This window comes from Marivirga aurantiaca, assembly GCF_016679925.1.
Taxonomy (GTDB): Bacteria; Bacteroidota; Bacteroidia; order Cytophagales; family Cyclobacteriaceae; genus Marivirga; species Marivirga aurantiaca.
This window is the reverse complement of sequence record NZ_JAEQBW010000005.1, coordinates 31,404-54,896: the sequence shown is the minus strand read 5'-3', so window position 1 is coordinate 54,896 and position 23,493 is coordinate 31,404. Positions and strand designations below refer to the sequence as shown.

Sequence of the window (23,493 nt, the reverse complement as noted above, 5' to 3'; positions counted from 1 at the left end):
CAGAAGAGAGAATAAATAGTTCGCAAGGAAGTAAGGAAAGATCAAAATTAGGCAAACAGGTTGATTTCTTTGGCTAAACCCTCTTTATCAACAATGCTTATTTTTTTACCCTTTATCTCAATTAAATTGTCTTTTTTAAATTCTGAAAGTAACCTGATGACTGTTTCAGTTGCAGTGCCCACCATTTGAGCCAGATCTTCACGTGTAAGAGCTATGTCTATTTCAGTATGTTTTTCACCATCAATTCCATATGTGTTTTTTAGCATCAGTAAAGTAGTGGCCAACCTTTGACGCACATTTTTACTGGCCATATCAGCCATTTTTTGTTCCATAACTCCTAAATCATGGCATACGGCCTGCATTAATTTATTTTGAAAGGAAATATCCTTCACAACAAGTTCTGTAAAACTACTTTTTGGGATAAAACACACTTTTGCTTCTTCCAGAATGGTGGCAGAAGAGTTGTAATTTTCTCCTGATAATAGTGCTCTGTAACCTAAGAAGTCACCTGCCTGGGCTAACCTTACAATTTGTTCACGTCCGGAATCATCCGTTTTAAATACCTTCACCTTGCCTTCACTTATGCAAAAAAGCCCCATGGGTAAGGTGCCTTCTAAAAATAATATCTGGCCTTTATTATGGGAGATGGTACTTTTACGCTCTGATAATGCGCAAAGTGCTTCCTGGGGGAGTTCATTAAACATTGATTTACGTCTGCTCAGGCATAAATCACAGGGAATGTTTTTAACTTTTTTTGACATGTCGAGAAAGCTTTTTTTTTCTAAATAAGACAAGTTTATCTTATTACATAAATGTAGCCATATTTTTAAACATATAAAAGGGTGAAAACATTCTCTTCTTAAAGAATTTATGAGTGTGTTTATTTCAAAAGGGGAACTAAACAGGTTATATCAGGCTTCCATGGAAAACAACTATCTTATAAGGCATCAATAAAGTAATTATGAAAAAAGGATTGATTTCAGGAATATTATTAGTGGCAATCGGCACTTTTGTTGTTTACTGGAGTGTAGACCATAGTCCCTATGCACCTTTAGGCGAGCAAGTAAAGGATGTATTTGACTCTAATTCCTATAGAATGAGCGAATTCTGGTACTATACTTCTTTAGTAGTGGGCACTATCATAGCCTTACTTGGTTTGAGAAATATATTGAGAAAGTAATTCTTATGAATGCCTCAATAGTAAAACAGTCTCTCATGGTTAAACCAGGAGATTTCCCCTTATGTTGTATATTCTAAAGCAGCTAATTGAAGAGAGTTAGTGTTTTATTATTAATGGGTTATCTTATTGTGGTGCTATTCTACATTTCCATAAGCTTTGATTATAGCTTGTTTTAAATAAGGATTATCCAGATAAAAATTGATGGTTTTGGCAATTTCTTCCGGCTTTACCCAGGCAGAAAAATCCATGTCAGGCATGCTCTTCCTATTAGAAGGGGTATCAATTATACTGGGGACAATTACCGAACAATTGATACCGTGATTTTTACTATCAGCATTAATTACTTCAGCCAGTGTGAATATTAATTGCTTGGAAAGCCCATAAGCCAACTTGCCTTTTAGTTCATCAATATTAAGAACAGGTTTTGCACCAATCAAAAAGATCTGACCACCTTTTTTCATTTTCGTTAAAAGAGGTTGCACCAAATGATAAGCCGTATCAAAGTTGAGTTTAATTTGGGAATGAATTTCATCGGAGGACGTTTCCTGCAACTTGCCCATGGCAAACCCACCTACAGTCAATACAGCCCCTTGTATAGCCCCCATTTTTGAATACATTTTTTCTACTACATCCTTTGCTTTGTCTGGTTTTGTCAAATCGATGGACTCTTTCTGAATGGGGCGCTTATCCTTCCTGAGTTGATCTTCATTGGCATATAGACCAAATATTTGTTTGCCGGAATTAAGCAAGGTGTCAACTACGGCAGTTCCGAGATTCCCATTTGCTCCACTTACTAGTATATTCATGGTTTACTTATCATTGAAAAAAAACTATATAAAATTTACATTGACTATTAGCTAAATACAGGCTCTAATGAATTTACATAGTAGGCTCTATTTAATATTTTTCAAACACAATTGCATCCGCACGAGCTCCTAAAATTTTCAATAATTCACTGATATCCTTTACCATCTCCTCTGGTCCACATAAATAGAAATTTTGCGAAAAATCCTCAATATGTTTTTTTAAAAACTCCATTCCAATTTTATCATTTTCATGTCCTTCCACATTTTCTTGAGTTAAAGTTGAAATGAAATTATCGTCAAAAATATCCTGCCAATAAGACTCCAATATAACATCTTTAGAAGTTTTATTAGAGAAAATAAGGCTATTTCCGTTAAGCTTGTTCTTTTTTTCCAGATCCTTAAAAATGGAAATGAATGGCGTGATGCCTGCTCCACCTGCTATAAAAGTACCATTTCCTTTATATTGAATAGTACCCACCGGATCGCCTATCTTAAGTTCATCACCAGCTATTAGCCCATTCACCTTATCGGTTACACCATTGTGGTCGCGGTATGATTTGATGGAAAACTGTAAAAAGTCGTCTTCTGGCAGCGAAGTAAAGCTAAAAGGCCTTTTCTCTTCTTTCCAACCTTCTTTATTGATAGCTACTTCGGTAGATTGCCCCGGTTCAAATGCATATTCTTTAGGCTTTTGAGTAGTGATTTCTGTCACATTATGAGTCAAAGACCTAATGTTTGTGATTTTAACTGTATTTGCCATGGTATTTAATTTTTGATAAGAAATAAATAAGGCTTTCACCTGGATTTTCTTTTTTAAAACGTAACAAATGGAAAATGTTTTACAGCTAAAAGGGATATAAGTACAACCGTCTGATTATGAAGCCTAAAGAAATGAAGTGGGTTTTTAGAGAGTAAAGTCAAAAGAAATGAGTATTATTATAATCTGCTTGGGTCAGAAACTAAGTAAATTTACTGTCAAGGAAGAGGAGTTAAAAGGTGGCTAGAGAGATACTAAAAAGCGGTTTGAAAGAGTTGGCCAAAGTTATAGAAGGATGAAGGACAATGAGTACAAAAAAATATTGGATCAATCTCCTGATATCATATGCAGTTTAGATGAAGAAGGAAAGTTCATTTATGTAAATAAAGTGGCACGAAGGGTGCTGGGCTATCAAATAGAAGAAATGATTGGGAATCTTTTTGAAAACTTTGTTTTTGAAGAGGATATAGTAAAAATTCAGGCTGTATTTAATAATCTTAAGAAGGGGGTTCAGGAAGCAAATTCCAAAAACCGGTTTTTACATAAAAATGGCTCACATATTTCACTTTTGTTGTCAGCTCAATGGGATCAGCATGAGCAGATAATGTATTGTGTAGCTAAAGATGTCACAGATACGAATCTTGCATCCTCACAAGCTAATTTCAATAATTTATTTAATTCAAGCCCCAATGCTAAGTGGATATTTAGTCTCATTTCCAATAAAATATATGATGTAAATGAAACAGCTATTGAAAGCTATGGTTACACCAGAGAAGAATTTCTCCAAATGTCAATCACAGATTTCCGATCAATTTCTGAGATTACCAAAGCAAGAAAAGCCTATAGAAGAATAAATAACAAAGCTTCTATTTCACTTGGAGTCTTCACACATCATAAAAAGAATGGCACGGCTATGCGAATGGATGTCTCTGAGCAGATTGTTTGGTACAATGGAGAAGAATGCCGGATGTTGATTTGTAAAGATGCCACAGAAAAGCAACTGATCCGCGATCTTGAAGTGCTGGAAAGGAAAATCATGGAAGATTCCATTCATATTGATTTCAACCTGGAATTGTTGTTGAAAACCTATGTAAAGGGACTTGAAGAGCTTTTTGTTGAGATGAAGGTTTCTGTATTGAAAGTAGAAGACAATAAAATATGGAATCTTGCATCTCCCACATTGCCTCAGGAATATGTAGCATCTATTCAGGGGTTAACAATTGGCCCGGCTGTTGGTTCTTGTGGAACTGCTGCATTTACAAAAGAAAGAGTAATTGTAACTGATATTTCCACTCATCCTTTATGGAAGGATTACAAAGCAGTGGCACTCGCTCACGATTTGAAAAGTTGTTGGTCCCAGCCAATATTTAACTACCAAAAAGAAGTGATTGCTACTTTTGGTATTTATTATGATTCTGTTAAAAAACCCGGAAAATTGGAGTTGGAGGTTTTTAACAGGTCGGCAACTCTTTTGAGTTTGATTCTTGAAAACCATCAAAAGAGCAAAGCCCTCCTTGCCAGTAATGAGCGTTTTAATTATGTGCACAGAGCCACAAATGATGCTATTTACGATTGGGACGTGGAGAACGATTGCTTCTACTGGGGAGAAAGCTTTCAAAGAATATTTGGCCATCAGATGGATACAATCCTGGAATTAAAGGATTGGGTAGCATTAATGTACCCTAATGAACATGAGGAAGCGCAGCCAAAGTGGGATGCATTTATTGCGGATCCTGAGCAAACCAAATGGGCCAGGGAATTCCGTTTGAAAAGGGCTGACGGTAGTTATGCTTATGTGGATGAAATAGGGCATCTCATTCGTGATAAGCATGGGAAACCCAAACGGATGATAGGAGTGCTGAGAGACAGGTCCCAGCAAAAATTGGAAGAACACAGGCTTAAATTAATGGAAAGTGTTATCACCAACACCAATGATGCAATTCTGATTACAGAGGCGGAGTCTTTTGATGAGCCGGGTCCCAAAATTATATTTGTGAATGAAGCCTTCTCTAAAATGACAGGTTATAAAGCCGAGGAAGTAATTGGGAAATCCCCGAGAATACTACAGGGTCCCAATACAGACAAAGCCAAATTAAAGGAGTTAGGAGAGGCAATCCGGAATTGGCAATCATTCCAAATTACCACTATTAATTACAAAAAAAGTGGAGAGGAATTCTGGATTGATTTTTCCGTGAGTCCGGTAGCTGATGAATCAGGAGCGTTTACACATTGGATTGCTATACAGCGTGATGTGACAGAAGAGAAAAAACTTCGTGATCTATTGGAAAATGCTACAAGTATGGCCAGAATAGGCAGCTGGGAGATAGATGTAAAAGCTAAGAAGTTGTATTTCTCAGATATGACGAAGGAAATTCATGAAGTAGCCCGGGATTTTCAACCTCCTTACAATTCCGGAATCGGGTTTTATAGAGAAGATGTAAGGGGAATTGTAAAAGCCCACACTGATGATGCTATTAAAAATAAGTTGTCCTGGGATTATGAACTACCCATTATTACTGCTAAGGGAAATGAAAGATGGATTAGAAGTATTGGAAAGCCGGAATTCAAGAATGGAGAGTGCATCAAAATATTCGGTAGTTTTCAGGATATCCACCAACGGAAAATGGCTGAATTGGAACTGCATAAAGCTTTTGATGATAAAAAGGCCATACTGGAAAGTATAAGTGATGGCTTCTTTTTAGTGGATAATAAATGGATAGTCACCTACTGGAACAAAGAAGCAGAAAAGTTACTGCAAACTCCTAAGAAATCCATCATCAATAAAAACCTGTGGGATGTGTTTAATGATGCAGTTGACCTCCCCTCTTACAATTACTACCACAAAGCCATGCAAGAGCATGTTTCTGTGGAGTTTGAGGATTATTATGACCCAATTAATAAATGGTTTGAAATTAGCGCCTACCCTTCAGGGAAAGGATTGTCGGTTTATTTTAAAGACATTACTGAAAGAAAACAGTCTGAAGCACTTCTTAAACAATCCAACGAACGCTTTGAGAAAGTAACCGAAGCCACCAATGATGCCATTTGGGATTGGGACATTGAAAATGACTCCTTGTATAGAGGTTCAGGATTTAACAAGATTTTTGGTTATGATGTCAGTAAAAAACTACACTCAAAGGATTTTTGGACCGATAAATTTCATCCTGAGGACATGATTAAAATTAGTAGCAGTATTGAAGAAGCAATTGCAGATGAAAATACTAAAAACTGGACTCAGGAATATAGGATTATTAGAGATGACGGACAGACCGCCTTTGTGATTGACAGAGGGGTTATTATTCGTAACTCTACAGGAAAGGCCATCAGAATGGTAGGTGCTATCACTGATGTTACCCACAGAAAGGAGTATGAAAAATCACTTAAGCAACTTAATGAAAAACTTTCCATGAGGGCAAAAGAACTTGCCTTATCAAATATTGAGCTTGAACAGTTTGCATTTGTAGCTTCTCATGATTTGCAAGAACCACTTAGGATGGTGACTAGTTTTTTAACACAATTGGAGAAAAAATACACAGAAGTATTGGACGAGAAGGGGAAGCAGTATATTTACTTTGCTGTGGATGGGGCTAAAAGAATGCGGCAGATTATATTAGATCTCCTGGAGTTTTCCAGAGCAGGCAAGAAAGCTGAAAACAGTGAGAAGGTTGATGTAAAAGAATTAATTGAAGAAGTTTGCCAATTGCAACGTAAATCTATAGAAGAGAAATCTGCCAAGATAATCTCACATAAATTACCCAATGTTTTGCTTAATAAAGCTCCCTTTTTACAGGTGTTTCAGAATCTGATTGGCAATGCACTAAAATATTGTCATCCCGAAATAGCCCCGGAAATTGTTATTTCTGCGAAAGAATCAAAAAACCAATACACCTTTTCCATTAAAGATAACGGAATAGGTATTGAAACTGAATATTTCGATAAAATATTTGTTATTTTCCAAAGGTTACATGCAAGTGAGGAGTACAACGGAACAGGAATGGGGCTTGCTATTGTCAAGAAAATTATTGAACAAAATGGCGGGGAGATTTGGTTGGAATCAATTGTAGGTAAGGGTAGTGTGTTTTATTTTACAATAAGCAAAAAATGATATGAAAAATGTACATCTTTTATTAGTTGAAGATAATGAAGGCGATATCCTTTTGACCAGAGAAGCACTTGAAGGAAGCAAGATCATTAATAAGATAAGTGTGGTGAGAAATGGAAAGGCAGCACTGGATTTCATCTTTAAAAAAGGGGATTTTGAAAATGCCGATACCCCTGACCTGGTGCTGCTTGATGTAAATTTGCCTTTAAAAAACGGACATGAAGTGCTTCAGGCAGTAAAAGAAGATAAATCTACTCAACATCTTCCTATAGTAATGCTAACTACTTCCTCATCTGAGAATGATATTCAGCTTTCCTATAAACACCAGGCAAATTGCTATATTACAAAACCAGTAGATGTAGAAGATTTCTTACATGCTATTCTATCCATTGAAGATTTTTGGCTTAATTTAGTTACTTTGCCAAGGTCGGAATAGTGACTATAACCATTCATGCCAAAGAACAATGCCCCATATAAGCAATAGTTTATATTTTTTAATAATTTATCTGACCATCATCTAATGGGGAAGGATCCATATCCATACAGAATTCTTGTTATTGAGGATAATCCCGGGGATTATCTACTGATACAGGATTATTTGGATGAACACATCCTTTCCCCTAAGATAAAGAATGTGGGTACTTTCAGAGATGCTTTGATGCTACTGTCAGACCCTGAAGCCACCTTCGATATTATTTTACTGGATTTGTCATTGCCTGATAAGAGCAGTGAAGAGTTGATTAACGAAATTGTAAAAATTTCCAAAAAAGTTCCCATTATAGCCCTTACAGGATATAGCGAATTGGCCTTTGCAGTAAAATCCCTTTCCCTGGGCCTGTCCGATTATCTGGTAAAAGAAGAACTCAGCCCCATTATACTTTATAAAAGTATAGTGTACAATATTGAGCGGAACCGCTACATCAAGAAAATTAGATCTTCGGAAAAGAAGTATATGGACTTGTTTCAGATGAGTCCTTTGCCCATGTGGGTGTATGATTCCGAGACTTTAAAATTTTTGGACGTAAATGAATCGGCTGTCCGGCATTATGGCTATTCGGTAGAAGAATTCACTTCCATGTCAATAAAGGATATCAGGCCTAAAGAAGATATGCCTGATTTGGAAAAGGCACTGGAAATTTCAAGAGGAAAAAAAACAGGCTTTTATTATCAGGGAGTATTCCGTCATGTGTTAAAGAATGGTGAAATTATATATGTGGACATACAAAGCAATGTCATCAAATTCAATGAAAGAGATGCCAAAATAGTTTTAGCCAATGATATCACAGACCGGATAATTCATACAAAGACCATAGAGGTGCAGAATGAGAAATTAAAGGAAGTAGCCTGGCTCCAGTCGCATATAGTAAGGGCACCTTTATCAAGGATTATGGGCCTGCTGAATGTTTTGTCTTCCGGTAAGTTAAATGAAATTGAAAAAAAACAATACCTTGGATATGCTATAGATTCAGCCAATGAGCTTGACAGTATTGTGAGGGATGTCGTAAGCAAATCGCAGCAAATCCACTTAGACCCAAAGAAAAATGAGCTTTAGATTGTTATTGATTGATGATGATGAAATCTTTATCATGATGTCCAAATTCATGATTAAGGAGAGTGATTTTCATCCTTCCCCATTGTCATTTGAAGATGGCCTTGCAGCCGCGGACTTCCTGAAGAATAATTACCAACCGAATGATAGATATGTGATATTTTTGGACATTAATATGCCAAAAATGGATGGATGGGAATTTTTAGAATCCATAAAGGAATTTGCCAATCCGTCTAACACTTTTGTTTTTATGGTTTCTTCCTCCACTGATGATGAAGATGTAGCCAAGGCTTGTAAAAATCAATTTGTGCTAAAGTTCATGTCGAAACCCATCTTGACCGACACTTTGATCCAACTTAAGGAAATGCCGGAACTAAAGCAGTTATTTAAAGATGGGAAATAAGATGGGAAATAAGATGGGAAATTGCTATTGAAATAGGTAAGCACTAATTTCAAATTAGATATCCATTGCTCCTTTGAGTTATTATTTATTAATACTATCTTTTATCAAATTTAGAAACCATGTCAAAGGAAAAGTCAGTAAAGAAAGCCGTGAAGAAAGAGCCCACCAAGAATTTAAAGGAAAAAAGGGCTGATAAAAAAGCTAAAAAAGATAGTAAGAAAAGCAATTTTTAAGAATTGATCTCCTTCATTAACAGTGGCCCAAAAAGTGCCCGTATAATTTTATTAAGTTGAGTTCGGTTATTAAGCCAGCTTAATAAAAGGAAAGCACTATTTTCCACAGAGATGATGCAAAACTTTCCAAATTTCAGGAGATTAGACTATTCGATTGTTGGTGTATTTCATCATCAATAGGCAAACACCAAATTTGGAAAGTTTAAGGTTTAAATTAGGGATCCAACTCATTATTAAGCTGTCGATGTTTATTCGGCAGCTTTTTTTCTTCCTCAAAATTCCATCAAGGCAGTAAATCTATGCCGGTTAATAAATAATTCCCTCTTTGCGCACAATAAATTACTATATATTTTAGTTTTTACTAAAAATAGTAGTAATTTTAATGATGGATTCACAACAACATATCAGAGGGAGAGGAGCACAACATCATCCGTCTAACCAGTTCTTAAAACAAGCCATAAGCCTTGAAGAAGATACTGCGATCGATGAATATACTCATTTGGACAAACCGGCCACCCAAATCTTTTATGAATCACCCAGAAAAATTGTCAACAAGGTGACCAGTCCTGATGTGGGGATGGACTACTCCCTCAACCCTTATCAAGGATGTGAACATGGTTGTGTCTACTGCTATGCCAGGACCACCCATGAGTTTTGGGGTTACGATGCAGGACTGGACTTTGAATCAAAAATCATTGTAAAGAAGAATGCGGCATCTTTACTTGAAAAAGAGTTATTGAAGCCCGGTTGGAAGGTGAAGCCAATCGTATTATCGGGCAATACTGATTGCTACCAGCCATTAGAGCAAAAGTTAAGAATCACACGAAGTCTTTTGGAAGTGTTTGCCAAATACCGGCATCCCGTAGGTATCATCACCAAAAATGTTGCGTGTTTAAATGATTTGGATGTGCTTAAAGATTTGGCAGCAGATAATCTGGTACGGGTGATATTTTCCATCACCAGCTTGGATGAAAACTTAAGGGCAAAACTGGAGCCAAGAACAGCCTCAGCCAAAAAGAAACTTGAAGCAATTGAGATACTGAGTCAAAACAATATCCCGGTAAGTGTGATGACCGCTCCCATTATACCTGGTTTAAATCATCATGAAATACCCTCCATAATTGAAGCGGCTACTCAAAGAGGAGCCATAAATGCCGGTTATACGGTAGTCAGATTAAATGGTGCTATCAAAGATGTGTTTTCCAAATGGTTACAAACCCATTTCCCCGATCGTTATCATAAAGTTTGGGCAGGGATTGCCTCCTTGCATGGAGGCGAGGTGAATGATTCTGTTTGGAAAAGTAGAATGAGGGGAGCCGGTCCTGAAGCAGATATTATTAAACAATTATTTGAAGCAGCGAAGAAAAAATATATGGATGGAGGAAAGGAGATCAGGCTGGACACGACAAAATTCAGAAAGGGAGGTAACTATAAGTTGTTTTAAGTTATATGAATTTCAGTTTTTGTTTTCCTGAAAACTGTTGATTGATCTTAAGGATTATTTTATTGAGTTGTTCTTTATCTAATTTGTTGTCATAAAATTCTGCAGAGCATTCAATTACATTTTGGGCAAATTCGTGGATTTCGTCATAATACAATTTCTTTTCATCATCCACATACAGCATTTTTTCCAGGCTTGACAATAAATGCATTAAAACCAAAACATCCTGCTGTCCATATTTTCTAATAGGAACAAACGTTTGATATAAGGTGGCTTTGAAAGTTATAGGTTTTAGGTAAACGCATATATTGGCATTTTCATCCCTTAATACGAGTTGCTGTTTCACCATCATCAATTGAATAAACAAATCAGAAAGTAAATCTATAGCCCTGATGGCGGTTCCGGGATCATTAATTCCGGGGCTTAATGCTTTAATAGCAATTTCTGAAATTTGTTGAAATCCAAAAGAGTAATGATCGGTAATATGCTCTTCAGTATACAAAATAAAATAGGATGCCAACTCCTTCTTTTGTTCATCGTTCAATCTTTTGTTGGTTTTAACATACGGATAATGCTTTACTAAATAAGTACCTACGCTGATCTCTAGTTTAACTATGATCTTGTTTTTATTGCAAAAATCCTTTAAACTGTTAAGCTTTATATGTTTTAAGAAACCTGATGCGTAAGCTTTCTGACTATACCAACCTTCATCTTTAGGTGGACTTATAGGTTCTGTTTCCTCTTTTTTCTCACTTTGATTTCCCTCCTCAATATTAGCTTTTTTAAGTGCTTTACGAGTACTCTCCTTAATATCATTCATTATATTGTCCACCTGTATTTTTTGAGAAATAGAATGAATAAATGAAACAAAAAATACGAGGCAAATTATGGCTAAAATCATGCTAATGAGAATACCAAAGGAAGGAACATGAAAATTTTGCTGAGGAGAGTTAATATTCACTATCATTAGTAAACTATAAATAACAGTTCCCAAAAAGAAGCCCAGTACTATTTGATGAAAACGATTTGATATTAAGCCGGGTAAAACCCGAGGAGATAAGGTGGCTGTGGCTCGGTTTAATACTACCATTACCATAGAGAAACTAAATACCATTAAAGATATAATACTCGCTACTATTGTGCCCAATACTAAGCGTCCATTTTCGGCATCATGCACCAGTGAAATTGATAATTCTTCTTTTATATCCATTAAGAATGGTGAATATTCTATTTGAATAATCAGGATAGAGAAAAGTAAAAAAACAATGGCAAGCATAGCAGGATAAAATGCGATGCTATTAAATATTTTTTTATAAAAAAGCACGAAATAATTAGTCCATCTTTTCATTTGGATAAGTTTAGTTTCACCCCGATATGGTAAGGGCAGGCCATCCCTCGGTTTGGTTCCGAGCACTCGGATGCTCATTTCATATTAATTCCATCACTTTAGTTTTATTCATTTTTTCTCAAAGATATAGGTATAGGGCTTTCTTCCTGATAAATTTTTAGTTCCAGAATGTCAGCTGGCATATTAAAGCCTTCTTTCATGAGCTTATTAATAATGGCTTTCATCACATTGCTTTTCAGAACGGTGATTGACCCCACAAAATCATAGGTGTTAATCCAGAAGAAGATTTTCAAACTGATTGTGCTTGATCCGAATTTGTCTATTGTAACAAAAGGAGTAAAATTTTTTAATTGTACTATGTTATCTAGTGATTTAATGGTTTCCAGGATGACATCAGTTGCTTCTGATATGTCCACGCCATAATCCATCCCTATTACAAATTCATGGCGCATATATCCGTCCTTAGTATAATTAGTAAGAGGGTTTTTAATCATAATAGAATTGGGGATGTAAATGTCGCGGCCATCAATAGCTTTAATATGGGTGTTCCTGAAGCTCATGCTTCTTACTCTTCCCATCATGCTGTTGACTTCAATAATATCCCCGGTATTGAATGGCCTGCTGAAAGCCAGGAAAAATCCTGCTATAAAATTCTCGCCAATATCTTTAAAAGCGAAACCTAAAATTAAAGCTGAAACTCCTGCTCCTGCCAGTAATCCGCCCGCAGCTCTTCCCAACCCCACCTGATTGAAGAAAATAACTATTCCAATGATCAGAAAAAAAAGGAAAATGACCCGGCCAATGTAATTAATGAGCAGCAAATCCTTTGATTTCTTTTTTAACCTGTTCACCACCACTTTTCGAATGGCTATACCAACGGCAATAAAGATTAAGAGCAAAATTACGCCTACAGTAACTTCAGGAAGTCGGTCAAGAATATTAGCCCAATAGCGTTCAAAAGAATCTAAAATTGTTTCTCTCATATATAACTATACTTTTACGAGATAGAAATTAAATAGATAGCACTATTTTCCCAATATGTTCACTGCTTTCCATTAACGCATGGGCCTGGCTAGCTTCTTTCAATGGGAAAGTTTTATAAATAACAGGTTTAATTGCACCGCTCTCAATGTGCGGCCATATATGTTTTTCAAGCTTTTCGGCAATTTCTCCTTTAAAATCTGCAGATCTTGCCCTTAAGGTAGAGCCGGTAATTGTGAGCCTTTTCACCATCACCTTTTTCATATTAATTTCAGATGAGGCATTCTGCATAGCATTAATAATCACCAACCTTCCTTCCGGATTTAATAAGTCAATATTTTTGGCAGTATAATCTCCACCTATCATATCAAGGATAACATCTATGCCCCCTGGTTCAATGGCCCTGATTTCTTTAAGAAAATCATACTTTTTGTAGTTGATAGCTCTTGTGGCTCCGATTTTCTCCGTAAATGCACACTTTTCATCTGTCCCGGCTGTAGTATACACTTTTCCGCCCATAGCTTTCACCATTTGAATGGCAGCCACTCCAATGCCGGAGGTTCCTCCATGTACTAAAAAATGCTCACCTTTTCGGAAAGCAGCTCTGTCGAACACATTCGTCCATACTGTAAAGAAAGTTTCTGGTAGGGCTGCTGCTTCTTCAAAGCCAAGTCCGGCAGGAATAGGCAAGCACTGTTGTTCGGGCGCTGCCACCTCAGAGGCATAACCTCCTCCTGCCAATAATGCGCAAACCTTGTCACCCACTTTCCATCTGCTTACTTTGTCTCCGATCTTGGTGATGATGCCAGCTACCTCAAGGCCGGGAATGTCAGGATCCACACCTTCAGGAGCAGGATATTTGCCTTCTCGCTGAATAATGTCCGGACGGTTAACTCCGGCAGCTTTTACCTCAATTAATACTTCTGATTTACCCAAAACAGGGCTGGGCCGTTCCTGTAATTTTAATACTTCGGGTGCTCCTGGTTTGGTAATGATGACTGCTTGCATGTGGGTAAATTTAGTGAATATATAGTTTAAGGGGAAGTTGAAAGAGTAATATATACGGGTGAGCCATGCAGCATAAATCTCCCCTGAACCTTCTTTGGTTTTGAGCCTGATTCTTTGGCAGACCATTCCCACATGCTCTTTAGTTAATTCAGCATACTTGTATCCATCTTCTAATACTTACATCCGACCATTTTGTTGGTATTTTTTTCCTATCTTCATTAATTGATCGGGCAAACAATATTTTTTGTTTATGAATAGCAACAATTTTTGGGCACTATTTAATCATAGTTCGGATATTATATTTGCTCTCTCAGCAGATCATAAGTTTAAGGCTGTCAATCCAGTATTTGAAAACATCTTAGGCTGTCAAAAAAAGGCTGTTCTTAATCATTATTTGTCAGATTTTATCCCTCAGAACAAGACAGAATCACTCAATGAAATTTTTCAGGAATTATTGCGAAATGACGAAATCAATGAACTTACTCTTGAATTTATAGTACAAGGACACGATCGATATGAATTAAAGGGATGTGCATTTTTCAATAGAATAGACAAGGAATTTTACTTTCTCCTTAAAAAGACACATTTACCACAAACTTCTTATCCTATTGGTGCATTTAGTGAAGAACTTATTCGGCAATTGCCCAATCCATTTTTTCTATTTAATCAATCAGGTAAATTCCTGTTATGGAATGAAGCCTTTGAAAAAGTAACTGGCTATACCCCTGAGGAAATAAATAGCTTACCTCTATTAAACCTTTTTCCACCTTCATACCAACTACTCATTCAGGAACATATACAAATAGCCCTTGAGAAAGGGGAAACCACTTTAAATGCTCCGGTTTTATCAAAGAAAGGTGAGAAAATCCCTTATTCTTTTACAGCTGCCAGCATCCATTATTATGGAGAAGCCTGTGTATTTGGTACAGGTTTAGATATAAGTGAGCATCATAACCTCTTACAGGAGAGAAGTTTGTTAATTAACAATACAGATGAAGCGTTTTTACTCATTGATGACCAATTGAAAATTGTTACTTACAATCACCGAATGGAATTTCACTATCATCAATTATATGGTAGTCCCATAGAAAAAGGAGCCACCTTTAGAAGCCTTCCTTTACCTGGTCATTCTGAAGCTCTAAAGAAAATTGTTGAAAATGTATTTAAAGGCAAACCACAAATTGCCCGATTTGCAATTCCTGAAAATGAGGGAGGGGAAAAGATATTTGAGCTTCGCTTTAAACCCATTAAGTCAGATGCTATAAATGGTATATTTTTAACCACAACGGATATTACTGCTGAACATCAGGCTAATAAAGCCCTGAAGGAAAGCGAAAAAGCTTTGAAGGACAGCAATGAACGTTTTGAGTTGATTATGCAAGCAGGTTCAGAATGTATTTGGGATTTCAACCCCTTGACTAATGAACTTTTCTTAGGGGATGGGTACCGAAGGATGTTTGGTCTGGAGCCTCAAACTTTGCAGGAAAATAAAAGCTTGAACGATAGTTTTATTCATCCTGACGATCGGGATGCTTTTATCCAAAGTTTAGACAATGTATTAAATAATCCACAAATCAATAGTTGGGAGGGCACTTATCGTTTCCGTAAGAAAGATGGCGCCTATGCCCATGTGAAAGACAAGGCGATTATCCTTCGTGATAAAAAAGGGAACCCGACCCGAATGCTTGGTGCTATGCAAGACATAAGCACCCAATATTTCCATACTCAGTTAGAGGAGTTGGAAAAAATAGTCATGGAACAAAGCATGGCTACCAATATTGAAATAAGGGAGGTGCTTGAAACTTATATACATGGTCTCCAACTGCTATTTCCCGGAATGAAAGCTTCCATTATGGAAATCCGCGAAAGTAAATTGCAGAACCTGATATCCCCTTCTTTGCCAAAGGCCTATATTGAAGCGATTAGTGGAGAGGAAATAGGGCCAAATGGAGGATCTTGCGGGACCGCAGCATTTTTAAAACAGAAAGTGATAGTAGTAGATATTCAAAATGATGAAAGATGGAGCAATTATAAGGAGTTGGCATTAAAATATCAATTAGGTGCTTGTTGGTCCCAACCAATTTTCAATATAGAAGGAGAGGTAATTGCCACTATTGCCAATTATTACAGCGAGCCACGTACCCCTACCGAAAAAGAAGAACATTGTATAGAACGTGCTCAGAGATTGATCTCCATTATTTTCCAAAAGTTTTCTTACCTCGAAAAAATACAGCAAAGCAATGAACGGAATGACATCATCAACAAAGCCACAAATGATGCCATTTATGATTGGGATGTAAAAAAAGATATCTTCTACTGGGGAGATGGATTCCAAAAAATCCTTGGTTTTCAGCCGCACAAAGAAAACTTTAAAATAAAAGATTGGGTAGAGCTAACCCATCCTATTGACAGGGAAAGAAATAAAATTAAATGGGAAACCTTTTTGGCAGATCCGGATAGAAACAAATGGCAAAAAGAATTTCAGTTCAGGCGCAATGATGGTTCTTATGCCTATGTTGAAGAAATCGGATATTTAGTAAGAGATAAGGCAGGAAAGCCAAAAAGAATGATAGGGGCTTTACGGGACAGGAGCAAAGAAAAACTGGATACATTGCAAAAACAAATTAATGCAGATGTTGCCCTTCTTTTTAAATTAGAAGGAGCTTTGGATACCATCTTACCAAAAGTTTTAAGTTACCTGGCCAGAATTGGCGAGTTTAGTATGGCTGAAATTTGGCTTAAAAGCCAGATAGATAATGAGCTCAAATTATATGCAAAATATGCAGCCAACAAAAAAGCGGAAATGTTTTACCGGAATGTGAAAGATTTAGTTAGCCTTGATGTTAATGAGGGCTTGCCAGGCCATGTGTTCAATAATAAAGCCACTACAATCTTAGATCAACTAGAAAGCAACAAGACTTTCGCAAGAAAGATAGCAGTGAAAAATACCGGCTTAAATTCTGCTATTGGGGTACCTCTATTCCATAACAATGACATTATTGGAACATTAGTTCTTGCAAGTGAGCTCAGTGCCAAAAAACTGGAAATTTTTAGACGTGTGTTCTCATCACTGGAAAATAATTTAGGAGCCGAAATTAAAAGAAAGCAACAAGAAGAAGAGCTTCATGCTTTTTTTGAGTATGCCCCTGATATAATAGCTATTGCTACAACTGATGGATATTTTGCTAAGGTAAACCCTGCTTTCTGCAAATTGTTGGGCTATTCCGCAGAAGAACTTACTTCACAACCTTTTTCTAATTTCCTACACCCAAATGACTTGGATGGTACCATTAACGAATATATTGAGACAATCACCGGTGCACGGAGGGTTAATAATTTTATTAATAGATACAGCACAAAATCAGGAGCTTATGTATGGATTTCCTGGAATTCATCTTCTGCCTTTGGTGAGGACAACTATGTTTTTGCTTATGGAAGAGATGTGACAGCCTTGTTGGAAATACAGGAATCGTTGGAAAATGCCACCAAGCTGGCACGGGTGGGGAGCTGGGAGGTGGATTTAATAAATGACGTGACATTCTGGTCATCCATGACCAGGAAAATCCATGAGGTGCCGGAAGATTTCAAAATCAATATGGAATTGGCTATGAATTTCTATAGAGCTGACATTCGGGATCAAGTGAACAGTATAGTATCAGAGGCCATGGAAAGTGGTAAATCGTTCGATTTTGAGATGCCAATTATTACAGCTAAAGGACGTGAACGCTGGATTAGGTCAATAGGTAATGTTGAACTTGTAGAGGGAAAGTGTGTGAGAATATTTGGTAGTTTTCAGGACATTCATGAACGGAAAGTAATAGAACTACGGCTAAAAAATATCTCTAACAATGTTCCGGGCGTATTGTTTCAATACCATTTACGCCCGGATGGAAGTGATGAATTGAATTTTGTAAGTGAAGGTTCTAAAGAGGTGTGGGGCTTTACTCCTGAAGAGTGTATTGCTGATATTGATAATGTTTGGGGAGGGATTAAACAAGGCGGAGAGGTTGAGATGGTAAGACAATCTATTATGGAATCTGCCAAAAACCTTACTAGATGGCGTGCAAGATGGCGGTATGTGAAGCCAGATGGAGCTATCTGTTTCCATGAGGGGTTTGGTAATCCTTATAAAATGGCCGATGATACTATAGTCTGGGATTCTATTATTACAGATATTACTGACTTGCATGAATTGGAAAGGTTGGCCGAAAGAACTTCAAAAATAGCCCGAATTGGAAGCTGGGAACTGGATTTAAAACAAAAAGACCAGCAGGAAATGTACTGGTCCTTAATGACCAGGCAAATACTTGATGTAGATGAAAAATATAATCCTTCTTACACCGGTGGACTCGAGTTTTGCACTTCAAAAAGCAGGAAAATACTACGGAAAGCAGTTGATAAAATAATTGCCACAGGAGAAGAGTTTGATTTGGAACTATTGACCAAAACAGCTGGTGGCAATAGTAGATGGGTTCGTTGTATAGGAAACTCCGAAAGAGTGGGAGGCAAGTGTACAAAGATATTCGGAAGTATTCAGGATATACATTTACAAAAATCTGCGGAAGAGCAAATTCTAAAATCTAATTTAGTACTTGAGAAACATGCCAAAGAATTAGCCCATTCCAATGCTGAACTGGAACAATTTGCCTATGTAGCTTCTCATGATCTGCAAGAGCCTCTAAGAATGGTCACAGGCTTTTTGACACAACTTGAGAAAAAATATGGCGACCAACTAGATGACAAAGCACTTCAGTATATTGATTTTGCTGTGGATGGAGCTAAAAGAATGAGGCAGATTATTTTGGATTTGCTAGATTTCTCAAGGGCAGGTCGTTATGAGGGAAAATTGGAATCCGTTAATATAAAAGAAATTATTGAAGAGGTGAATCAATTACAACGTAAAGTAATTGAGGAGAAGAAGGCCACAATATATTTCGATAAACTACCTACTATTGATGGACATCGTCCCCCTTTATTGCAGGTATTTCATAATTTGATAGGCAATGCTTTAAAATATTCTGAAGCGACTGTAGCTCCTGAAATTAATATTAAGGCAAAAAAACTACCAGCTTACTGGCAATTTTCAGTAGCAGACAATGGAATAGGGATTGATCCGGAATATTATGATAAAATATTTGTCATATTTCAACGATTGCATAATAAAAACGAATATGGTGGCACGGGCATGGGGTTATCAATCGTTAAGAAAATCATTGAAAACATGGGAGGTAAAATATGGGTGGAATCCAGACGGGGGAAAGGAAGTACATTTTATTTTACTGTACCTAAATTAATTCAACCATGAAAACTATACAAATATTGCTAGTAGAAGATAATGAAGGAGATGCTTTCCTTGCTAAGGAAGCAATGGAAGACAGCAAAATCCCCAATGTGCTATACGTGGTTGAAAATGGACAGGAAGCACTGGATTTTGTATTTCAAAGAAGTTTATTTGAAAACAGTCCGGTGCCTGATTTGATCCTGTTGGATATCAATTTACCCATTAAAAGTGGGCACGAAGTTTTAAAGGAGGTAAAAACAAGTTCTACCAAAAATCACATCCCTGTTATTATCCTCACTACCTCTTCCGCACAAAGAGACATAGATCTGGCTTATCAATACCATGCCAATTGCTATATTACCAAACCTGTAAACGCTGAAGAGTTCATCATGGCTGTTAACAAAATAGAGCAATTTTGGAATAACATTGGTACACTTCCTCCTAAATAGTATAAATGGTGTTTCCCGTCAGAGGTAATCCCTGATTTCCAGGAGGGGATAAAGCTTTCTTTTTATTAAATTAAGAGTAATATCTGTCGTAAAACAGTTTTAAGGAATTTATCTTTCTTCAGATTTTATTACCCCTGGTTTGTTAAAAAAGCTGTTTAATCGAAAAAAGACCTTTTCTCATGTAAGGTTTTCATTAATATTTTCGCTTATTTTGTGTGTTTTTCATCGAAATAATTAACTTCCCTAGAATTTAATACAAACAATAAGTAAAAACTGATAAAATGGCTAAACTCAAGAATATTATCATGCAACTTTCTGATGCTGATTATCAAGCAATTTATGATTCTCTTTCCACAGGAGGTGCTGATAAATCCGCCTATTTATTAAAATCAATGCGTGAAAGCTATTCCGGTGATCATACACTAATGAATGAGCTTGAGGTGAATACAAATGCCTATTATACTTTGCGCTCCCGCCTAAATCAAAAAATTGAAGAGTACTTACTCCAACAAATGGAGAACCCACGTACTGATATTCTTAAAAAAGTAGCTAATATCAATGAAATATTGTTTACCAAAAAGAAAGCTATTGCTATTGCCACTCTTAAAAAATTGGAAAAGGAGTTAATAGATTATGATTTGTCCAATGAACTGACAGTAGTATACAAGGCCTTAAAAAAGCTACATCATAATACAGAAGAGTACTTCCAATATAGTCAATTGTACAATAAGCATGTGGCTTATATGTTGGCTGTTGACAAAGCAGAGGATTTGCTTAGTAGCTATTTTATAAAATTTGGAAATTACTCGCTCACAGGTGACAGCGTAAATAAGCTTGAGCTCGAACTTCTTAACAAAGAAATGGCAAATATTTGCCGTTTATATGACTCTCACAGGCTTTACATTTATAAAAACTGTATGAATGTATACCACAGGTTATTTGTTGAAGAGGATGAATCAAATGCTGATCTCGAACCGATAGAAGACATACTAAACAAGGCAGAGGAAATATTTGCATTGTATAGCCTTGACTCTATCTACTTCCACCTAAAATTGGTATATGAGTTTCTCAAGCTGGAATATTATAACCATTACACATTATATAGAAAGGCAGACAATTATTATGAAGAAGTAAATGAATCTTGTGATACTTTCCTGTCCAATTTTACACTTTATACCTACCCTGCCCAATTTTTAATTACCAAAATAGAAAGAAAGAAAAGACAGCCAGAAGGATTGCCATTATCAGAAGAGAATCAAGCTATTTTCCAGGATTTTGAACCTGACAGAGATAATTTACCACAGTATATCACTTATGTCACCTATCGTGCTTTAAGTTGTTATTTCGATAATAAATTTGACGAGGCGGCCAAATGGTTTAATAACCTGCTCAATGATGTGAGCCTGAAAAAATACCAGAACTCACAATTGGAGATTAAGACACTTTTGGCACTGCAGTATTGCCTGGTAAAAGATTATGAATTATTCAATCAACTCATCAACAGCATACAGCGTCAAATCAGGATTTTAGGAAAAGATAATTGCGTGAATATCCAGTTATTGAATAAAATCATGAAAATATCACTCAGTGAGTCAAAGCGAAATAAGCGGGAGAAAATTGGAGAAATGGCAAAGGTTTTCAATTCTTTGAAACCCGAGCAACATTTCTCTCCAACTTTGTTAATAAATATTAATGATGAACTAATTAATAAATTAGTATAGTGAAAGCGGACTTATTTTTATATTGATAAGTCCGTTAAGCTTTCCTGTGAAAGTGGTTTGTTTAAATATTTTTTAACAGCTTCGTATTTTTTAGATTTGCTTACATCCTGAGGGTTGATAGAAGAAGTAAGCATAATGATCTTACACTTATTGATGGTGGTATCTTTTAATTTGTTGAACTCTTCCAGAAACTGGAACCCATCCATTAATGGCATATCAATATCTAAAAATATCACATCAGGAAGAACACTCTCTACAACATCCTTTTCCAACTGCTCAATATTTTTCAAAAACTCAATAGCACTTTTTGCACCTGTATGGGTGTAGATATAATCAGATAGTCGAGCTGCTTCAACCATTTTTTGATTTATCAGATTATCAATTTCATTGTCATCAATCAGCATGACGGAGTGATATTTACTCATAATTAAGAGGTTTTATTTAGATGCTTTAATTTAGTAAAAAAACAACAAAGGATAAAAACATTTCAATATATGAAATGCACCTGAATATTCAGGTGCATTTTCAAAAAAAAATTATAAATCAAATTTTATGCCTTGTGCCAAAGGTAATGAATCCCCATAGTTCAATGTGTTGGTTTGACGCCTCATATAAGCTTTCCAGGCATCAGAACCTGATTCTCTTCCTCCACCAGTCTCTTTTTCACCACCAAAGGCTCCACCAATTTCCGCACCGGACGTACCAATATTTACATTGGCAATTCCACAGTCGGAACCAGAACCTGATAAAAATTGATGTGCCTCGCGCATATTGTTAGTCATAATAGCAGAAGAAAGCCCTTGCCTTACTCCATTTTGAAGTTTGATCGCATTATCAACTCCACCGCTATATTTCATTACGTATAAAATAGGGGCAAAAGTTTCTTCCTGCACAATTGAATAACTATTGTCAGCCTCAATAACAGCGGGCTTCACATAACATCCGCTTTCATAAGCTTCACCTGAAAGTACTCCTCCTTCAATAATTACTTTACCCCCTTCTTCTTTAGCTTTCTCAATTGCTTTTTCATAAGCTTCTACAGCTTGTTTGTCAATTAATGGCCCCACATGATTTTTTTCATCTAATGGATTACCAATTTTTAACTGCTGATAAGCACCTTTCATTTTAGTGATTAACTCATCATAAATATCTTCATGAACAATTAATCTTCTTGTAGAAGTACATCTTTGACCGGCAGTACCCACGGCACCAAATACACCGCCAATTAATGAAATTTTCAAATCTGCATCAGGCGTAATAATCATAGCGTTATTCCCACCTAATTCTAAAATAGATTTTCCTAAACGGGCGGCAACAGCTTGTCCCACTATTCTTCCCATTCTTATAGAGCCTGTCGCTGATATTAATGGAACTCTTTCGTCATTAGTCATCCATTCACCTACTTTGTAATCGCCATTGATCAAACATGAAATTCCTTCCGGTAAATCATTGTCTTTTAAAACCCCAGCAATAATGTTTTGACAGGCAATACCTGTAAGTGGAGTTTTTTCTGATGGTTTCCAAACACATACATCGCCTGCTACCCAAGCAAGGGCAGTATTCCAACTCCAGACAGCTACAGGAAAGTTGAAAGCAGAAATAATGCCTACTATCCCTAAAGGATGCCATTGTTCCTGCATGTGGTGTTCCGGCCTTTCCGATTTAATAGTTAAACCATGTAATTGACGGGAAAGCCCTACAGCAAAGTCACAGATATCAATCATTTCCTGCACTTCACCTAAGCCTTCTTGAAAGGATTTACCCATTTCGTAAGAAACCAATCTGCCTAATGGATCTTTTAGCTCTCTTAATTTCTGGCCAAATTGTCTCACAATTTCACCTCTCATAGGGGCAGGTGTTGCGCTCCATGTTTGAAAAGCTGATTGGGCTTTCTCAATAACTTTATCGTAATCTTCTCTTTTAGTAATACCTACAGAACCTATTTCGGCTCCATCTACCGGGGAGATAGAGGATATTGACTCCGATGATTCCATCCATAGGTTTCCGGTTGAAGTTCCTTTGTTGTTCTTTTTGACACCTAATTGTTCTAACGCCTTAGCGATGCCGTACTCTTTCTGAATGTTCATAAATTATGTATTTCTTAAAAAAAACTGTTTGATTAATAATTACTTTTTTAGTGAGATTATTAATAGCCACAAAAATGAGGTTTTTTGAATGATATAAAAAGAAAAAAGGCATCTGATACTGATGCCTTTTTGAATCTCTTTTCAAAA

The 23,493-nt window shown here is 36.6% G+C and carries 17 protein-coding genes; 9 read left to right on the top strand and 8 right to left on the bottom strand.

Translation table 11 applies throughout. From position 1 onward, the window contains the following. Nucleotides 1-47: 47 nt before the first annotated feature. The gene (locus tag JKA74_RS12025) at nt 48-761 is read right to left on the bottom strand and encodes a Crp/Fnr family transcriptional regulator (RefSeq protein WP_201431443.1); all 714 of its coding nucleotides are present in this window, start codon (nt 759-761) and stop codon (nt 48-50) included. 200 nt (nt 762-961) lie between these two features. Between JKA74_RS12025 and JKA74_RS12020 the strand changes: the two genes are divergently transcribed. Beyond that, nucleotides 962-1,180: a hypothetical protein gene (locus tag JKA74_RS12020; RefSeq protein ID WP_201431442.1), complete on the top strand. Its 219-nt coding sequence runs from the start codon at nt 962-964 to the stop codon at nt 1,178-1,180. Between the two features lie 134 nt (nt 1,181-1,314). On the opposite strand, the gene JKA74_RS12015 is transcribed toward JKA74_RS12020, so the two are convergent. After that, complete coding sequence (locus JKA74_RS12015) at nt 1,315-1,986, bottom strand: SDR family NAD(P)-dependent oxidoreductase (RefSeq protein WP_201431441.1); 672 nt, start codon at nt 1,984-1,986, stop codon at nt 1,315-1,317. A 91-nt stretch (nt 1,987-2,077) separates the two neighbouring features. Then, on the bottom strand, nt 2,078-2,746 hold the full coding sequence (locus JKA74_RS12010; protein WP_201431440.1) for a ferredoxin reductase domain-containing protein: 669 nt from the start codon (nt 2,744-2,746) through the stop codon (nt 2,078-2,080). Nucleotides 2,747-3,038: 292 nt separating this feature from the next. On the opposite strand from JKA74_RS12010, the gene JKA74_RS12005 reads away from it, so the two are divergent. From JKA74_RS12005 to JKA74_RS11985, 5 genes are all read left to right on the top strand, one after another. Next, entirely contained in the window at nt 3,039-6,848 is a 3,810-nt protein-coding gene (locus tag JKA74_RS12005) for a PAS domain S-box protein (protein WP_201431439.1), read from the top strand. 1 nt (nt 6,849) lies between these two features. After that, nucleotides 6,850-7,281, top strand: coding sequence for a response regulator (locus JKA74_RS12000; protein WP_201431438.1), 432 nt, complete (start codon nt 6,850-6,852; stop codon nt 7,279-7,281). Nucleotides 7,282-7,365: 84 nt separating this feature from the next. Then, complete coding sequence (locus JKA74_RS11995) at nt 7,366-8,397, top strand: response regulator (protein ID WP_201431437.1); 1,032 nt, start codon at nt 7,366-7,368, stop codon at nt 8,395-8,397. Beyond that, nucleotides 8,387-8,797, top strand: a complete 411-nt coding sequence (locus JKA74_RS11990) for a response regulator (RefSeq protein WP_201431436.1) — start codon at nt 8,387-8,389, stop codon at nt 8,795-8,797. The genes JKA74_RS11995 and JKA74_RS11990 overlap by 11 nt, the downstream gene beginning before the upstream one ends. Nucleotides 8,798-9,412: 615 nt before the next feature. Beyond that, complete coding sequence (locus tag JKA74_RS11985) at nt 9,413-10,474, top strand: PA0069 family radical SAM protein (RefSeq protein ID WP_317193595.1); 1,062 nt, start codon at nt 9,413-9,415, stop codon at nt 10,472-10,474. Nucleotide 10,475: 1 nt separating this feature from the next. On the opposite strand, the gene JKA74_RS11980 is transcribed toward JKA74_RS11985, so the two are convergent. The 3 genes from JKA74_RS11980 to JKA74_RS11970 form a co-directional block, all read right to left on the bottom strand. Continuing rightward, complete coding sequence (locus tag JKA74_RS11980) at nt 10,476-11,819, bottom strand: DUF2254 domain-containing protein (RefSeq protein WP_201431435.1); 1,344 nt, start codon at nt 11,817-11,819, stop codon at nt 10,476-10,478. Between the two features lie 104 nt (nt 11,820-11,923). After that, nucleotides 11,924-12,802: a mechanosensitive ion channel family protein gene (locus JKA74_RS11975; protein WP_201431434.1), complete on the bottom strand. Its 879-nt coding sequence runs from the start codon at nt 12,800-12,802 to the stop codon at nt 11,924-11,926. A gap of 28 nt (nt 12,803-12,830) precedes the next feature. Then, complete coding sequence (locus JKA74_RS11970) at nt 12,831-13,808, bottom strand: NAD(P)H-quinone oxidoreductase (protein WP_201431433.1); 978 nt, start codon at nt 13,806-13,808, stop codon at nt 12,831-12,833. 250 nt (nt 13,809-14,058) lie between these two features. Between JKA74_RS11970 and JKA74_RS11965 the strand changes: the two genes are divergently transcribed. From JKA74_RS11965 to JKA74_RS11955, 3 genes are all read left to right on the top strand, one after another. Further along, on the top strand, nt 14,059-19,113 hold the full coding sequence (locus JKA74_RS11965; protein WP_201431432.1) for a PAS domain S-box protein: 5,055 nt from the start codon (nt 14,059-14,061) through the stop codon (nt 19,111-19,113). After that, complete coding sequence (locus JKA74_RS11960; RefSeq protein ID WP_201431431.1) at nt 19,110-19,538, top strand: response regulator; 429 nt, start codon at nt 19,110-19,112, stop codon at nt 19,536-19,538. The genes JKA74_RS11965 and JKA74_RS11960 overlap by 4 nt, the downstream gene beginning before the upstream one ends. Nucleotides 19,539-19,819: 281 nt before the next feature. Further along, the gene (locus tag JKA74_RS11955) at nt 19,820-21,259 is read left to right on the top strand and encodes a protein kinase family protein (protein ID WP_201431430.1); all 1,440 of its coding nucleotides are present in this window, start codon (nt 19,820-19,822) and stop codon (nt 21,257-21,259) included. Nucleotides 21,260-21,276: 17 nt separating this feature from the next. Here JKA74_RS11955 and JKA74_RS11950 read toward each other — a convergent pair whose 3' ends face one another. Together JKA74_RS11950 and amaB are read right to left on the bottom strand one after the other, a co-directional pair. Beyond that, nucleotides 21,277-21,684 (bottom strand): response regulator, encoded by a 408-nt coding sequence (locus JKA74_RS11950; protein WP_201431429.1) that lies wholly within the window; start codon nt 21,682-21,684, stop codon nt 21,277-21,279. A gap of 111 nt (nt 21,685-21,795) precedes the next feature. Then, nucleotides 21,796-23,346 (bottom strand): L-piperidine-6-carboxylate dehydrogenase, encoded by a 1,551-nt coding sequence (gene amaB, locus JKA74_RS11945; RefSeq protein WP_201431428.1) that lies wholly within the window; start codon nt 23,344-23,346, stop codon nt 21,796-21,798. Between the last annotated feature and the right edge of the window lie 147 nt (nt 23,347-23,493).

Coding starts and splice junctions, on each gene's coding strand:
- JKA74_RS12025 (WP_201431443.1), bottom strand. CDS start 761: ATGTCAAAAAAAGTTAAAAACATTCCCTGTGATTTATGCCTGAGCAGA.
- JKA74_RS12020 (WP_201431442.1), top strand. CDS start 962: ATGAAAAAAGGATTGATTTCAGGAATATTATTAGTGGCAATCGGCACT.
- JKA74_RS12015 (WP_201431441.1), bottom strand. CDS start 1,986: ATGAATATACTAGTAAGTGGAGCAAATGGGAATCTCGGAACTGCCGTA.
- JKA74_RS12010 (WP_201431440.1), bottom strand. CDS start 2,746: ATGGCAAATACAGTTAAAATCACAAACATTAGGTCTTTGACTCATAAT.
- JKA74_RS12005 (WP_201431439.1), top strand. CDS start 3,039: ATGAAGGACAATGAGTACAAAAAAATATTGGATCAATCTCCTGATATC.
- JKA74_RS12000 (WP_201431438.1), top strand. CDS start 6,850: ATGAAAAATGTACATCTTTTATTAGTTGAAGATAATGAAGGCGATATC.
- JKA74_RS11995 (WP_201431437.1), top strand. CDS start 7,366: ATGGGGAAGGATCCATATCCATACAGAATTCTTGTTATTGAGGATAAT.
- JKA74_RS11990 (WP_201431436.1), top strand. CDS start 8,387: ATGAGCTTTAGATTGTTATTGATTGATGATGATGAAATCTTTATCATG.
- JKA74_RS11985 (WP_317193595.1), top strand. CDS start 9,413: ATGATGGATTCACAACAACATATCAGAGGGAGAGGAGCACAACATCAT.
- JKA74_RS11980 (WP_201431435.1), bottom strand. CDS start 11,819: ATGAAAAGATGGACTAATTATTTCGTGCTTTTTTATAAAAAAATATTT.
- JKA74_RS11975 (WP_201431434.1), bottom strand. CDS start 12,802: ATGAGAGAAACAATTTTAGATTCTTTTGAACGCTATTGGGCTAATATT.
- JKA74_RS11970 (WP_201431433.1), bottom strand. CDS start 13,808: ATGCAAGCAGTCATCATTACCAAACCAGGAGCACCCGAAGTATTAAAA.
- JKA74_RS11965 (WP_201431432.1), top strand. CDS start 14,059: ATGAATAGCAACAATTTTTGGGCACTATTTAATCATAGTTCGGATATT.
- JKA74_RS11960 (WP_201431431.1), top strand. CDS start 19,110: ATGAAAACTATACAAATATTGCTAGTAGAAGATAATGAAGGAGATGCT.
- JKA74_RS11955 (WP_201431430.1), top strand. CDS start 19,820: ATGGCTAAACTCAAGAATATTATCATGCAACTTTCTGATGCTGATTAT.
- JKA74_RS11950 (WP_201431429.1), bottom strand. CDS start 21,684: ATGAGTAAATATCACTCCGTCATGCTGATTGATGACAATGAAATTGAT.
- amaB (WP_201431428.1), bottom strand. CDS start 23,346: ATGAACATTCAGAAAGAGTACGGCATCGCTAAGGCGTTAGAACAATTA.